The organism is Paractinoplanes toevensis, from assembly GCF_018332695.1.
GTDB classification, from domain to species: Bacteria; Actinomycetota; Actinomycetes; order Mycobacteriales; family Micromonosporaceae; genus Actinoplanes; species Actinoplanes toevensis.
Genome location: NZ_BOQN01000011.1, coordinates 129188 through 143433, shown reverse-complemented (window position 1 = coordinate 143433; position 14246 = coordinate 129188). Strand labels below are relative to the sequence as shown.

The 14246-nt window shown below is 72.9% G+C and carries 8 protein-coding genes and 1 pseudogene; all 9 read right to left on the bottom strand.

Translation table 11 applies throughout. From position 1 onward, the window contains the following. Positions 1–2 precede the first annotated feature (2 nt). A complete protein-coding gene (locus Ato02nite_RS04860; protein ID WP_213005142.1) occupies positions 3–1580 on the bottom strand; it encodes a (2,3-dihydroxybenzoyl)adenylate synthase in 1578 nt (525 codons plus the stop codon). Continuing rightward, entirely contained in the window at positions 1570–2745 is a 1176-nt protein-coding gene (locus tag Ato02nite_RS04855; RefSeq protein ID WP_213005141.1) for an isochorismate synthase, read from the bottom strand. Before Ato02nite_RS04855 ends, Ato02nite_RS04860 begins: the two co-directional genes overlap by 11 nt. Before the next feature lie 17 nt (positions 2746–2762). Then, positions 2763–3497 carry a 2,3-dihydro-2,3-dihydroxybenzoate dehydrogenase gene (locus Ato02nite_RS04850; protein WP_246606097.1) on the bottom strand — a complete coding sequence of 245 codons (735 nt, stop codon included), beginning with the start codon at positions 3495–3497 and terminating at the stop codon, positions 2763–2765. A gap of 32 nt (positions 3498–3529) precedes the next feature. Then, a complete protein-coding gene (locus Ato02nite_RS04845; RefSeq protein WP_213005140.1) occupies positions 3530–4831 on the bottom strand; it encodes a cation:proton antiporter in 1302 nt (433 codons plus the stop codon). Next, positions 4824–5615 (bottom strand): siderophore-interacting protein, encoded by a 792-nt coding sequence (locus tag Ato02nite_RS04840; protein WP_213005139.1) that lies wholly within the window; start codon positions 5613–5615, stop codon positions 4824–4826. Before Ato02nite_RS04840 ends, Ato02nite_RS04845 begins: the two co-directional genes overlap by 8 nt. Further along, positions 5612–6421 carry an alpha/beta fold hydrolase gene (locus Ato02nite_RS04835; RefSeq protein WP_213005138.1) on the bottom strand — a complete coding sequence of 270 codons (810 nt, stop codon included), beginning with the start codon at positions 6419–6421 and terminating at the stop codon, positions 5612–5614. Before Ato02nite_RS04835 ends, Ato02nite_RS04840 begins: the two co-directional genes overlap by 4 nt. Then, positions 6412–8229 carry an ABC transporter ATP-binding protein gene (locus Ato02nite_RS04830; protein WP_213005137.1) on the bottom strand — a complete coding sequence of 606 codons (1818 nt, stop codon included), beginning with the start codon at positions 8227–8229 and terminating at the stop codon, positions 6412–6414. Before Ato02nite_RS04830 ends, Ato02nite_RS04835 begins: the two co-directional genes overlap by 10 nt. Continuing rightward, positions 8222–9862, bottom strand: a complete 1641-nt coding sequence (locus tag Ato02nite_RS04825; RefSeq protein ID WP_213005136.1) for an ABC transporter ATP-binding protein — start codon at positions 9860–9862, stop codon at positions 8222–8224. Before Ato02nite_RS04825 ends, Ato02nite_RS04830 begins: the two co-directional genes overlap by 8 nt. 64 nt (positions 9863–9926) lie before the next feature. Beyond that, a pseudogene (locus Ato02nite_RS53195) lies at positions 9927–13964 on the bottom strand (amino acid adenylation domain-containing protein); the annotation flags it as partial. Positions 13965–14246: the final 282 nt, after the last annotated feature.

Genomic DNA, 14246 nt, shown 5'->3' with positions numbered 1-14246 from the left:
GATCAGCCTTTCTCGGTCGCGGCCAGGGCGGCACGCAGTTCGCGGCGGCTGACCTTGCCGACGCCGGTGATCGGGAACGCGTCGAGGACACGGAGCTTGTCGGGGATCTTGTAGGCGGCCAGGCCGCGCTCGCGCAGGTAGGTGCGCAGGGCCGGCAACGTCGGGGCCGGTGCACCGGCGCGGGCCACGACGAAAGCGCAGGTCCGCTCGCCCAGGTAGGGGTCGGGGACGGCGACCACCGCCACGTCGTGCACGGCGGGGTGGGTGAGCAGGTGGTTCTCCACCTCCTCGGCGGCGATCTTCTCGCCACCGCGGTTGATCTGGTCCTTGGCCCGGCCCTCGACCACGAGGTAGCCGCCGGCCTGCCGCCGCACCAGGTCACCGGTGCGATAGAAGCCATCCGGGGTGAACGCTTCCCGGTTGTGCTCCTCGGCCCGCCAATAACCCCGGATGGTGTACGGGCCCCGCGTAAGCAGATGTCCGACGGTGCCGTCCGGAACCGGCTCGCCGGCATCGTCGACGATCAGCACCTCGTCGTCGGGCGAGATGGGCCGGCCCTGGGTGTGCAGCACGATCTCGTCGGGGTCGTCGAGCCGCGTGTAGTTGACCAGGCCCTCGGCCATCCCGAAGACCTGCTGGAGCCGGCAGCCCAGGATCGGCCCGACCCGTTCGGCGATCGTGTCGGCCAGCTTGGCCCCGCCGACCTGCAGCACCTGGAGGCTGGAGAGGTCGGGCTTCTGCGGCATCCCGGCCACCGCGTCCAGCCACAGGTGGGCCAGCGGCGGGACGACCGCGGTGATGGTGACCCGCTCGACCGCGATCAGCGGCAGCACCGTGGCCGGGTCGGGGCGGCGGGCCAGGACGATCCGGGCGCCGGCGTGCAGGACGCCGAGGACGCCGGGCGACGACATGGTGAAGTTGTGCGCGACCGGCAGGACGGCCAGGTAGACGCTGTCGGCGGTGAGCCCGCAGATCTCGGCGCTGGCCCGCACGCTGTAGAGGTAGTCGTCGTGGGTGCGCGGGATCAACTTGGGCAGGCCGGTGCTGCCGCCGGAGAGCTGCAGGAAAGCGACCTCGTGCGACTCCGGACCGTCGTCCGGACCGGCCGGGTCGGCGTAGAGCGACGACAGCGCGAGGTGAGCGCCCGGATCGCCCGCGACGATCGTGGTCGCCTTGCCCGCCGCGGGAGCGAGGGTCCGGTGGTCGAAGCCCTCGTGCACGTCGGTGGTGATGAAGGCGACCGCCTCGGTGTGCGAACAGAAGTAGCCGATCTCGGCCGAGCGGTGGGCGGGCAGCGCGAAGACGGGCAGGGCGCCGAGCCGGAACAGCGCGAAGATCACGTCGAAGTACTCGGCGACGTTCGGCAGTTGCACCACGACCCGGTCCCCACGGCGTACGCCCAGGTTGTGCAGTCCGGCCGCCAATCGCGACGCGCGGTCCCGGAGCTGGGCGTAGGTGACCTCGCGATCGCCGTCGACGACGGCGACCGAGTCGGCGTGCGAGCCGAGCAGATCGAAGAGGGTCTGGCCGGTCCAGTAGCCGAGGGCCCGGTAGCGCGCGGCGAACGAGTCAGGCCACATCGGAACCGTCCAGGCCGAGCGCGGTGAGCAGGGTGCCGAGCTTCGCCGTGGTCTCGGCCAGCTCGGCGGCGGGGTCGGAGTCGGCCACGACCCCCGCGCCCGCGAAGAGTTCCAGACCGGTCGGGTCGGCCGTCGCGCAACGGATGGTGACCGCCCACTCGCCGTCGCCGCCGGCGTTCACCCAGCCGACCATTCCGGTGTAGAACTCCCGGTCGAAGGGTTCCAGAGCGCTGATCGCGGCCCGCGCCGCGTCGGTCGGCGTGCCGCACACGGCCGGCGTCGGGTGCAGTGCGGTGGCCAGTTCGAGGGCGGACACCGCCTCGTCCGCGATCTCGCCGGTGATCAGCGTGGACAGGTGCCACATGGTGGCGGTGCCGATGACCGACGGCTGCTCCGGCACGGTCAGGTCCTTGCAGTACTGCCGGAGCACGTCGGCGACCTGGTCGCTCACCACGGCGTGCTCGTGCCGGTCCTTCTCGCTGGCCAGCAGGGCGGCGGCGCGGCGGGCGTCCTCGGCCGGGTCGGCGCTGCGGGCGGCCGAGCCCGCGAGGGGGTTGGCGGTGACCCGGCGGCCGTGCCGGGAGACGAGCAGCTCCGGGCTGGCGCCGAACAGGGTGCGGCCGGCGCCGAGGTCGACGGCGAACGTGTAGCCGCCGGGGTCACGGCCGGCCAGCGCGCGCACGGCCGGGGCCGGGTCGAAGCCGGGTGCCTCGGCCCGCAGCGAGCGGGCCAGCACGACCTTGGTGTAGTCGCCGTTCTGGATCTGCCGGACCGCGCGGGCCACCGCGTCGCGGTAGCCGTCGGGGGTGGGCACCGGGCGGACCTCGCGGATGCCGACCGGGATCGTCCGGTACGGCGTGGCCACCGGTGCGCTGCCGCGGCGCAGCCGCATCGGGACGACCAGGTGGGCGGCCGCGCCGGGCGCGAACGGGACCGCGCCGACGACGGTGTCGACGTCGTGGCCGGCCGCCTCGGCCACGCCGAGCACGGCGTCGACCCGGCGGGCCAGGTCGGCCTGGCCGTCGGGGCGGAACGACGGGGGGACGGTGAAGTACGTGCCCTCGGCGAGCAGCGTGCCGCGTGGTGACGCGAACAGCGACGACTCGCCCGGCCGGTAGCCGGCGATCAGCTCGGCACCGGTGCTGGTGGCGGAGACGGTGGTCACGGGTGGTTCTCCCTTGCTCAGGCGCGGAGCGTGGCGCCGCCGTCGACGTACAGGTCGTGCATGGTGATGTGCCGGGCCCGGTCGGAGGCGAGGAAGAGGACGGCGTCGGCGATGTCCTCGGGCTCGGCGATGCGGCCCAGCGGAATGCCGGTGCGGAACGCGGACGAGTCACCGGCGATCACCGCCGACGGGCCGTCGGAGGTCCACAGCTGCCGCTGCATCGGCGTGTCGGTGGAGCCGGGGGCGACCACGTTGCAGCGGATGCCGTACGGCGCCAGCTCCAGGCCGAGACTCTTGGTGAACAGGGTGGCGGCGGCCTTGCTGGCGGCGTACGCGGCCATGCCGGCCCGCGGGATGCCGGCGGCGTTGGACGAGACCGTGACGATGGCACCGCGGCGGCGCTCCGTCATCCGCCGGGCGACGGCCCGGCTGGCATGGAAGACGCCGCCCGCGTTGACCGCGAAGGTGTCGGCCCAGTCCTGGTCGGAGAAGTCGGCCACGGTGCCGGTCCGCAGGATGCCGGCCACGTTGGCCAGCACCTCGATCGGGCCCAGATCACGCTCGACGGTGTCGACGACCTCCTCGACCCGGCGCGGGTCGGTGACATCGGCGGCGTACGCGGTGATGCCGTCGTGCTCGCACTTGGCGTCCAGGTCGATGGCTGCCACCCGGTAACCCCCGGCGGCGAAGGCCATCGCCACGGCGTGGCCGATGCCCTGACCGGCCCCGGTGACGAGCGCGATCCCGCTCAATGTCCCTCCTTCATTTGTAAGGGCAGCCTAACCTAATGGGAGCCTGCGGCGAGCACCAACTCGCGCTCGGATTCCACCTCGGTCTGCTCCACCCGGGACATCGCCCAGCGCAGGATCGGCGGGCCCATCACCGACGTGACCACCGCGATCAGCACCACCACGGTGTAGGTCGCGATGGTCAGCACGCCGAGACGCAGGCCGGTGCTCGCGACCACCACCTCGACGACGCCGCGGGCGTTCATGCCGGCGCCCAGCGCGATGCCCTCCCAGTGCGAGAGGCGGCTCATCCGGGCGCCCAGATAGGCGCCGGCGAACTTGCCGAAGATCGCCACCAGCAGCAGGGCGATCGCGGCGACCAGCACCTTCGGATCCGCCAGGGCGGTCAGATCCATCCGCAGGCCGGCGGTGGCCAGGAAGATCGGCGCCAGGACGCTGAGCACGACGGTGCGCAGCGGCCGCAGGTCCGTCCAGACCTTCTCGTCGCCGGTCCGGGCCTGCCCGATCAGGATGCCGGCGATGAACGCGCCGAACATCGCCTCCATCTTCATCGCCTGGGTGGCGGCGGCGCCGAGGATCATCACGACGACCGCGACGGTTACCCGCGGGCCACCGCTGACCCGGCTCATCAACCGGCGCACCAGCGGCCGGCCGACCAGGAACGCGAACAGCAGGAAGCCGACCAGGTAGAGCAGCGACAACGAGACCGCTCCGGCCCGTACGCCCGTGGTTGCCGCGGCCGAGACCACCGACAACAGGAACCAGCCGACGGCGTCGTCCACCGTGCCGGCGGCCAGCGTCAGCTGGCCGATGTCGCGGTGCAGCAGGTTCATGTCGGCCAGGATCTTGGCGATCACCGGGATCGCCGTTACACACATCGCGACGCCGAGGAACAGGGCGAAGACGCCGCGCTCGGTGCCGTCGGCCAGCAGCGTGGCCGGCACCAGGAAACCGGCGCCGATGCCCAGCACGAGCGGCAGCAGCAGACCCGACAGGCTGACCCTGACGCCGGTGGCGCCCCGGGTGCGCAGCATCCTCGTGTCCAGCTGGATGCCGGTCACGCCGACCAGCAGCAGGACGCCGATCTGGCCGACCGCGTCGATCAGGTGCAACTGGCCGGCGTCGTCCGGGAACACCCAGCCGAGCAGGCTCGGGGTGAGCTCGCCGAGCAGCGACGGGCCGAGGACGACCCCGGTCAGCAGCTCGCCGACCAGCGCGGGCAGGCCGAGCCGGACGGCCAGCCGGCCGAGGGCCAGCGCCACCCCCAGCAGCAGCGAGATCTGCAGCAGGAAGACCAGGAGGACGTGGGCGTCCAGACCGGGCAGAGGGCTACTCATCGTCGTCCTCGTGGTGGTCCAGATTCTCGACGCCCCGCTTCCAGTAGCCGTCGATCTCCACCCAGTTCCGGTTGTGGTTCTTCGCCCGCACGTGCCGGCGGATCGGCTTGAGGCCGGTGGCCTCGCCCGCGACCCAGATGTAGCCGTCACCCTCCGGCAGCTCCAACTCCGTGATCGTCTTCTGCAGGGAGTCGCCGCGGTCGCGGTGCAGCCACGTCACCGGGCGCGAGACGGGCTGCTCCTCGGCGGCGTCGGCGACCTCCGCGAAGGCGATCACCGTCGCGTCCGCCGGGAGCCGCTCCAGCCAGGCCGCGAGGGCCGGCAGCGCAGTCTCGTCGGCGCCGAGCAGATACCAGTCGAAGGTCAGCGGGACCACGGTGGAGCCGCGCGGGCCGAGAATGCCGAGCCGCTGCCCCGGCGTCGCCTGCGCGGCCCAGCTCGCGCCCGGGCCGTGGCCGTGCAGCGCGAAGTCGATGTCGAGCTCCCGCTGGCCGGCCCGGACATATCGGACGGTGTAGTCGCGGAAGATCGGCAGCGGCGCACCGGGCGGCGGCGGCTCCAGCCCCTCCTCCCCCAGCGTCGGCATGACCGGCAGGTCGGCGCCCGGCTCCGGGAAGAAGACCTTCACGTGGTCGTCGGGTGCGCCGTAACAGAAACCGTCGAGCTGCTCGCCGCCGAAAGTCACCCGGACCATCCGCGGGCTCAGCCGCTCGACCCGGCGCACCTCGAGCAACCTGGGGGTGAGGTCGTGCCAGACCAGCTCTACCTCGCGCGCGGTGATCATGATTTCTCCTCCGTCAGGAACCTGATGAGCTCGGCATTGACCAGGTCGGGCTGTTCCAGATAGCCGTAGTGGCCGGCGTCGGGGATCTCGGCGTAGCGGGCGCCCGGGATGGCCGCGGCGACGTCCCGGCACCCCTTCGCCGAGGCGATCAGGTCATCGGCGAAACCGACGACAAGGCAGGGCACCCCGATTTCGGCGTACGCCGTGAATCTGTCCCTGTTCTCGTCGGCCTCGAGCCGGCTCTGCTTGCCGTCCGACTCCCCCGGCAGCGGGATCTGGAAGATGTCCAGCCAGTCCTGGGCGCTGCGGTCGTCGGCCAGGGTGCGCGGCGACAGGTTGAGCATGGCCCGCACCGCGGCCCGGTACTCCTCCGGCAGTTTCGTGCCGGCCTCCTGCAGCGCGCGCTCGCCACGGGTCACCGCCTCGAGGAACACGCTGGGCCGGCCGAACGTCGCCATCAGCACGGCCCGGTCGACCAGCTCAGGGCGGCGCAGACACAGCTCGGCGGCGACCCGGGCGCCCATCGAGGAACCGGCGATCCGGCACGGGCCGAGCCCCAGTTGCTCGATCAGACCGGCCGCGTCGGCGACCAGATCGGGCATGGTGACCACCGGCGGGGTGTCCGACGGCGGAATGCCCCGGGTGTCGAAGGTGACCACCCGGAAGCCGCTGCGCACCAGCGCCGGGACCTGGTGCAGGTGCCAGGTGCGGCCACGAGCGCCGGTGCCGGAGAGGAAGAGGACGGCCGGCCCGGCACCACGTTCCTCGTAGTTGAGCCGGACACCGCCGACGTCGATCATGGGCATGGCGGCTCCTCCGTGGTGATGCGGCCGGCGTGCAGCCGGATTACTCGGGGCAGGCGGTCGATGGTGGCCGGGCGGTGGGCGATGACCAGGACCGTGCGGCCGGCGCGCAGCCGGGCCAGGGCCTCCTCGATGCGGTGTGCGGTGCCCGGGTCCAGGTCGGCGGTGGCCTCGTCGAGGATCAGCACCTCGGGGTCGGTCATCGCGGCCCGGACCAGGCCGACCAGCTGGCGTTCGCCGGCCGAGAAACGCTCGCCGCGGCGGCCCAGGTCGGTGTCGAAACCGTCCGGGAGGGAGTCGATCCAGGCGGTTAGGCCGAGCGCATCGGCCGCGTTCGCGAAGTCGGCCCGGGTCTTGCGGCCAGGGGTCAGCGCCAGGTTGTCGGCGAGGCTTCCGGCGATCATGTGGACCTGTTGCGGGATGAGGACCAGGCGCTTGCGCAGATCGGCCGCGTCCAGGGCGGAGAGGTCGGCGCCGCCCAGCCGGACTGTCCCGGAGTCGGGCAGGTAGAGCCCGCAGAGCAGCTTGGCGAGGGTGGTCTTGCCGGAGCCGGTCTCACCGACGATCCCGGCATGCTCCCCGGGGCCGAAGTGGACGCTGATGCCGTGCAGAACGTGCTCGCCGGCCCGGTAGCTGTAGGTGACGCCCTCCGCCGCCAGCCCGTTCGCCTCACTAACGTTAGTGCCACTAACGTTCGTCCCGCTAACGTTCGTCGGGCCAACGTTCGTCCGGCTAACGTTCGCCGCGCTAACGTTCGTGCCGCTAACGTTCGCCGCCCCAACGTTCGTGCCGCTAACGTTCGCCGCGCTGACGGCTGCGGGGGCCGCGGTTGCGTCGAGCAGGTCGAGCAGGCGGGCCAAGCCCACCCTCGTCTCCAGCAGGTCGCCCACCACCAGGGTCAGGTCGTCGACCGAGCTGAACAGATCCCGGCTGGCCAGCATGAACGTGACCACCACACCCACCGAGATCATGCCGTTCGCGGCCATGATGCCGCCCGCGATCAGCAGCGCCGCACTGGCGATCCCCTGCACGATCCAGGTGCCGTCGATCCAGGTTGCGGCACCCTGGGCCGATCGCGCCTTCCGGTAGTAGTGCCCCGCGTCGCCGCCCAGCCGGGACAGCCAGGTCCCGGTGGCCCCGTCGATCTGCAGTTGTTCGCGGGCCTGCAGGCTCTCCGAGAAGGTGCTGGTCAGCGTGGCCCGGGCGGCCGCCTCGGCGGGATAGGACCGTTCCGCGGCGCGCCGGACGATGCGGGTGAGCAGCCACATCGGCGGGGCGAAGACGACCAGCAGCAGGGTGAACAGCTGCCACGACGAGGTGAGCAGCACGATGGTGGAGAACACCACGTACCCGGCCAGCGAGATCAGGTCGGGCAGTTGGCCGCGGACGAAGGCGGCCAGCTCGGCGATCTCCACGGTGGCGCGTTGCAGCAGGTCGCCGCCGCGGTGGGCTTCGAGGAATCGCAGCGGGGTGCCGCCGAGCCGCTCCACCACGAGGTCGCGCAGGTCGTGCACGACCTTCTCGCCGGCCCGCACCAGCAGCAGCTCCGACCAGCGCAGCAGCAGGGTGCGGGCGATGACCAGGCCGAAGACCACGGCGGCGGAGGTCAGCAGGCCGGTGCGGTCGTTGTCGAGTAGTTCGTCGACGGCCCGGCCGATCACCACCGGGACCAGGGTGAGGGCCAGGGTGGCGAGCAGGTTCACGGTGACCGCCGCGCCCATGGCGGCCCGGTGCCGGCGCAGGTGGGGCCAGGCTCGGCGCAGCACGTGCCGCTGGTCCGGTTCCTCGGCAAGCAGGCGTACGTCAGCCATGGACCAGCTCCCCGTCGTGCACGCCCAGGTCGACGACCCGGTCGGCGCGCGCGGCGACGGCCGGGCGCGAAGTGGCGAAGACGATCGTGCTGCCGGCTGCCCGGAGACCGTCGAGGATGCGTTGCTCGGTGGTGGCGTCCACGGCGGACGTGACGTCGTCGAGCAACAGGATCCGGCTCCCGCGCAGCAGGCCGCGGGCGAGCGCGAGCCGTTGCGCCTGGCCGCCGGAGACGGTGGAGCCGCGTTCGCCGAGCTCGGAGCCGAAACCGTCGGGCAGCGACTCGATGTGTTCGAGGATGGCGGCTCGTCGGCAGGCGTCACGCATCTGCTCGTCGGTGACGCCGTCCCGGCCGAGGCGCAGGTTGTCGGCGATGGTTCCGGACAGCAGCAGCGGCCGCTGCCCGACCAGGGTGATCGTGTCGCGGACGGCGGCGAGATCCACCGTTCGCAGGTCGGTGCCGTCCAGCGTGACCTCGCCCTGTGCGGGGTCGTCGAGCCGGGCGAACAGGCGCAGGAGCGTCGACTTCCCGCTGCCCACCGCACCGGTGATCGCCACGAACTCGCCCGGCTGCACGCACAGGTCGGGCAGTGAAAAAACACCCCGGCCGGGCGGGTGCACGGTTACGGCGTTCGTCCGCAGCGGGCCGACGGTCAGCGGCGCCGGGGAGGCCGGCGTGGTCATGACCGGGGCGGCGTCGAGGACCGCGCCGATCCGGCCGGCCGCCGTCCACGCGTCGCCGAACTGGTTGAAGCGCAGTGTCAGCATCATGACCTGGCGGCCGAGCAGCGCCATCCAGCTCGCGAACGACACCAGGCCACCGACCGAGAACCGCCCGTCCAGCACGGCGAGGCCGCCGACCGCGACGCCGGCCGCGGTGGCCAGCCACGGCACGAACGGTGCGTGCGCCGACCAGCCGGCCGCGACCCGGGCCAAGGCAAGGGTCCGATCCCGTACGGCTTCGGAAGCTTGATGATGCCGCTCGACCAGCACCGTCTCGCCGCCCAGCCCGCGCACCGCCGTGCTGGCCGAGAGCAGGTCCTCGACCGCGTCGGCGCGGGCGCCGTGCGCGGCGGAGAGGGCCTCGTTGGCCCGGTCGTAGCGCCGCGGGTACCAGAGGTTGACCAGGATCAGCAGCGGCAGGGTGGCCAGTCCGATGAGGGCCAGCAGCGGGTCCAGGGTGGCCACCACGATCAGCACGGTGACCAGCCCGATCACGCCGCTGGCCAGCGACGGCACGGTGGACAGCCAGACGGTGACCTGCTCGACGTCGCGGGTGCCGCGCACCACCAGGTCGCCGGCGGTGAACCGGTGGGCGGTGGCGGCGTCCCAGCCGAGCACCCGGTCGGCGAGGCGCAGCAGCAGCGTGTTGCCGGTGCGGACGCCGGCGAGGGTGGACCACCAGCGCATCGCCCACTCGGCGGCGGTCAGCGCCACCGAGACGACCAGGGTGGCGACGGCCCAGAGGATCAGCTCGCCGCGGTCCCCGCCGGTGATGCCCCGGTCGAGGGCCCGGCCGAGGCACCAGGGCAGCGCGATCAGCCCGGCCTGATAGCCGAGCCCGCCGATCCAGGAGGCGGTCAGTCCGGCCCGGGACTGCCGGACCGACCAGCGCAGCAGCTCGCTCCGGGTCATGCGGCACTCTCCCCGCCGGTTCGGCTGACGCTCATCGCGGCAGTGGGCCGCTCGATGCGGGTGGTCATGCCGGCGTCACCTCCGCGAGTGCGGCGACGGTCCGCAACGACACGAGATCCCGCAGCCGCACGTCGATCCCCACGGCGCGGGCGCGGCTGGTGAGCCGCATCGCGGCGATGCTGTCGCCGCCCAGGTCGAAGAAGCTGTCCTCGGCGCCGACCTCGTCGAGCCCGAGGACCTCGGCGAAGAGCGCGGCGAGGCGTTCCTCGGCCGGGCCGGCCGGTCTGCGGCCGGTGACCGTGAAGGACGGCTTGGGCAGGGCGGCCCGGTCGAGCTTGCCGTTCACGGTGAGCGGCAGGGCGTCGAGGGTGACGACCGCCGCCGGCACGAGGTAGGCCGGGAGTCGTTCCGCCGCCCAGGATCGCAGCGCGGTCGGGTCGACCGCCGTCACGGCGTACGCGACCAGTCGCCCGCCGTCGGCGATGACGACGGCCTGGCCCACCGCGGGGTGTTCGGAGAGGACCGCGGCGACCTCGCCCAGTTCCACCCGGTGCCCGCGGATCTTCACCTGGTCGTCGGACCGGCCCAGGTAATCGATGCGGCCCTCGGCGGTCCACCGGACGACGTCGCCGGTGCGGTACATCCGCTGCCCCGGCGCCCACGGGTCGGCGACGAAACGCTGCGCCGTGAGTGCTGAGCGGTTGAGGTAGCCGAGTGCGACTCCCGCTCCACCGATGTAGAGCTCGCCGGCCACCCCGGGCGGCACCGGCCGCAGCCGCCCGTCCAGGACGTAGAGGCTGGTGTTGGCGACCGGCCGGCCGATGATGGCCCGCGGCACCTCCTTGACCCGCTGCACCACCGCGTCGACCGTGCATTCGGTCGGCCCGTAGAAGTTGTAGGACTCGGTGTCGGGCAGCGCGGCCATGGCGGCCCAGAGCTGGTCGGGCACCGCCTCGCCGCCCACTCCGAGCACGGCGAGCCCGGCCGCGTCGAAACCGGCCGCCACGAGCTGGTCCAGGTGCGAGGGGGCGACCTCGATCATGTCGATGCCGTTGTCGCGCAGCAGGGCCGCCAGGAGGTCGGGGTCCCGGCGGGGTTCGTCGGTGACCAGGTGGAGTTCGTCGCCGCCGAGCAGTGCGAGCAGCGGCTGCCAGGAGGCGTCGAACGCGAACGACCAGTTGTGTGCGACCCGCAGCGGCCGGCCGAGCCGGTCCGCGGCCGGTCCGAGGATCCGGTCGTGGTGGCTGGCGAACAGGTTGACCACGGTCCGGTGCGGCACGAGAACGCCCTTCGGCCGGCCGGTCGACCCGGACGTGTAGATCACGTACGCCGGGTGGTCCGGGGTGATCTCCGGTAGCGCCGCCACCGCCGGTGCCGCCGCGGCGTCGAGGACCAGACGTGGCGCGCCCGGCGGCAGTAGGTCCACTGTGGAGGAGACCGCGAGCGTCACCACCGGCCGGGCGTCGTCGAGCATCGCGGCGATGCGGGCCGGCGGGTACTCCGGGTCGATCGGCAGATAGGCCGCGCCGGTCATCATGGCCGCGACGATCGCCGGGACGATGTGCTCACCCCGGGGCAGGACCAGCGCCACGATCTGCCCGGGTGCCGCTCCGGCCGCGGCGACGGTCGCGGCGAGCGTTTCGGCGTCGGCGACCAATTCGGCGTACGTCCATCGACGCGAACCCACCACCAGGGCCGTCGCCTGCGGAGTCGTGCGGGCCCAGCCGCGGATGAGACCCGGCAGGGTCGCCGGGGTGACCGCGAGGTCACCGGCGTTCCAGTCGACGAGCATCCGCCGCTTCTCCTCGGCGGTAAGCGCGTCGGAACGGTCCACCGGCCGTTCCGGATCGGTCGCCACCTGCGTGGCCAGGGCGATGAGCCGGTCGAGCAGAAGCCGCGCGGTGGCCTCGTCGAACCGCGACGGCTGATATTCGAGCGCCAGGTGCAGCCCGTCGTCCTCGGCCGCGACCAGCGTCAGCGGATAGTGGGTGGCGTCCCGGCTCTCCACGCCGGCCAGCTTCACGCCGGCGGCGCGCTGGCTGTCGTCGAGCCGGTCGGCGTCGACCGGGTAGCTCTCGAACACCACGAGGGTGTCGAACAGCTCGCCCAGCCCCGGCAGCTGCTGGATCGCGGCCAGCCCGAGGTGCTGGTGCGGCAGCAGCGCGGCCTGCTCGTCCTGCAGCCGGGCGAGGAACGAACGCCAGGTCTCCCCCGGCAGCAGCCGGACCCGCACCGGAAGCGTGTTGATGAACAGCCCGATCGTCTCCTCGGCCCCGCTCAGCTCGGCCGGGCGGCCGGCCACGGTGGCCCCGAAGACGACGTCGTCGCGTCCGGTGAGCCGCCCGAGCAGCACCGCCCACAGCGCTCGGACCAGCGTGTTCGGGGTGATGCCGAGACCGCGCGCGAGGTCGGCGGCCGCCGGGAGCTGCCCGGTGACCTCGGCCGGAAGACCGGCCGGGCCACCCGGGGCGACGAGGGTGGGCTCGGTGAGACCGTCGAGCGCCTGCCGCCACGCTTCGCGGGCGGCGTCGGCGTCGGCATCCCGCAGCCAGGCGAGAAAGTCACGGTAGGGGCGGCTCGGCGTGGGTGCGTTTCCGGCGTACGCCGTGAAGAGCTCCCGTGCCACCAACGGCCCGGACCAGCCGTCGACGAGCAGGTGATGCTGGGTGAGCACGAGCCGGTACCGGGCTTCTCCCAGGCGCAGCAGCAGGAACCGCAGCAGCGGCGGCCGTTCCAGATCGAACGGCCCGGACCGCTCGGCGTCGGCCAGCCGATCGGCGTCCACGTCGGACACCTCCCGGTATCCCCATGCCACCTCGGTCTCGGCCGGGATGACCTGCACCGGCGTGCCCCCGGTCGTGGTGGTGAAGGCGGCCCGCAGGTTGGGATGCCGCCGCAGCAGTGTCGCCGCCGCCGCCCGCAGCCGGTCCGGGTCGACGTCGCCCTCGAGGTCGAGCTGCTGCTGCACGGTGTAGACGTCGGTCCCGTCCAGCGCGTGCAGATAGAAGAGCCCCTCCTGCAGCGGGGTGAGCGGCAGCACGTCGACGAGCCCCGGATAGCGCTCGCCCAGTTCATCGAGGTCGTCCTGGCTGAGATCGCCCAGCACGTCGGACGGCGTGAGCCCACCGATCCCCGGCGTCTCCGCGAGCGCGGCGAGCGCCTCGGTCCACCGCCCGAGCAGCCCCCGCACGAATGACTCCTCCAGCACTCGCCGGGGATAGGAGGCGGACAGTACGAGCCGCCCGTCCAGAACGGTCGCCTCGAGGTTCAGCACGTGCCGGGCGGCGATGTCGTCTCCGGCGTCTCCCCGAAGCCCCTCGCCCCGTGCCGGAGTCCAGAACGGCCGGTCGGCGTCGCTTTCCACGCCCACATCGGTGGAGCCGACGCGGCCGAGGTAGTTGAACAGAACCGGCGGCTGCGGGAACGGGGCGAGCTGCGGCGCGGTGGCCGGGTTGAGGTGGCGGAGCAGGCCGTAGCCGATGCCGTTGTCCGGCGCGGCGCGCAGCGTCTCCTTCACCCGCTTGAGCAGCGCGGCCGGTTCGCTCGCGCCGGGCGCGGTGAGCCGCACCGGGTGGACGGTGGTGAACCAGCCGACTGTCCGGGACAGGTCGGCGCCGGGCAGCACGTGCTCCTCGCGGCCGTGCCCCTCCAGCTCGACCACCAGGGTGTCGCCGACGGCGGCGGCGAGGGCGGAGAGCAGCACGTCCTGGACGTTGGCCCGGTAGGCGGCCGGGATCGCGGTGATCAGCGGCGTGGTCCGGTCGACGCCCAACTCGACGGTGACCTGATCGAGAGTGCCCAGCGTGTCGGCCGCCGGATTGATGACGACGTCGCCGAGGAAACCGGCCGGGCCGCCGAGCACCCGCTGCCAGTGCCCGAGTTCGCCCTCGCGTTCGCCGGCCGCCCGCGTCAAGGCCAGCGCCCAAGCCCGGAACGAAGTGCCGGCAGCCTGTGCCCCATTGCCGGCGAATTCACCGGCGACGGCAGCCCGGCCGAGGCCGTCGGCTTCGGTGTCGGCCGTGGCCAGGTCGGCCAGCAGGATCGGCCAGGAGACCGCGTCCACGGCCAGGTGGTGGATCTCCAGAAGGACCTGGTCGCCGCGCAGCTCGGCGCGCAGCATGCGGCCCGCCACGGGGTCCAGCGGCGCGCCGATCAGGTCGGCTGCGCGGAGAGCGCCGGGCGGCGGCACGTGCAGGGCCGTTCCGGTCCAGCGGGCGCGCAGCACGTCGTGCCGGTCCAGGAGGAACTGCAGGCGGTCGGCCAGGGCGGCGGCGGTGAGACCGGGCGGGGCAGTGAGCAGCATCGACTGGCTGAGCTTCGGGTCGGCGACCGCCAGGTCCCGCATGATCGGGGTGGCCGGCACGTCGCCCCAGGGCGGGACGGT

Coding starts and splice junctions, on each gene's coding strand:
- Ato02nite_RS04860 (WP_213005142.1), bottom strand. CDS start 1,580: ATGTGGCCTGACTCGTTCGCCGCGCGCTACCGGGCCCTCGGCTACTGG.
- Ato02nite_RS04845 (WP_213005140.1), bottom strand. CDS start 4,831: ATGAGTAGCCCTCTGCCCGGTCTGGACGCCCACGTCCTCCTGGTCTTC.
- Ato02nite_RS04840 (WP_213005139.1), bottom strand. CDS start 5,615: ATGATCACCGCGCGCGAGGTAGAGCTGGTCTGGCACGACCTCACCCCC.
- Ato02nite_RS04835 (WP_213005138.1), bottom strand. CDS start 6,421: ATGCCCATGATCGACGTCGGCGGTGTCCGGCTCAACTACGAGGAACGT.
- Ato02nite_RS04830 (WP_213005137.1), bottom strand. CDS start 8,229: ATGGCTGACGTACGCCTGCTTGCCGAGGAACCGGACCAGCGGCACGTG.
- Ato02nite_RS04825 (WP_213005136.1), bottom strand. CDS start 9,862: ATGACCCGGAGCGAGCTGCTGCGCTGGTCGGTCCGGCAGTCCCGGGCC.